1 pseudogene is annotated in these 400 nt (G+C 45.2%); it reads left to right on the top strand.

The window, feature by feature from the left end:
* A pseudogene (locus tag JWH17_RS23385) lies at window positions 1–400 on the top strand (ISNCY-like element ISDth2 family transposase); the annotation flags it as partial.

The following is a 400-nucleotide window of genomic DNA, read 5'->3' as shown; positions in this document are numbered from 1 at the left end:
CCAGACTTCTTGATGACGCGAAAACAAGGCTGCCAGGGATCATGTTTTCCTTCCATAACCATCGACGGGCGGCAAAACGACGGAATCTGGAAATTACAAATGCCAAGAATAATGCGGCAAGGCAGAAACCATATAGAAAACTTATAGAACTCACAGAGAAGACAATAGGCTACGCCGAAAAGGGGGTGCGTAGTTTACAGAATTATGTGGGAAGTTCCATAATTGAACAAGCTGTGGCAGTCGATATTTGCAAACAGTTGCAAGAATATCTGCCTATTGTTCGTCAGGTCGCGTGCCAAACCAAACGCAGAATTTTTGCTGGTGAATCTGTTCCGGCCCTGGAAAAGATTGTTTCAATCTTTGAGCCGCATACGGATATTATCCGCAAGGATCGCCGAGA

This window comes from Desulfogranum marinum (genome assembly GCF_016918565.1).
Classification (GTDB): domain Bacteria; phylum Desulfobacterota; class Desulfobulbia; order Desulfobulbales; family Desulfobulbaceae; genus Desulfogranum; species Desulfogranum marinum.
The sequence above is the reverse complement of the archived record's forward strand: the minus strand, read 5'-3'. Positions and strand labels throughout refer to the sequence as shown.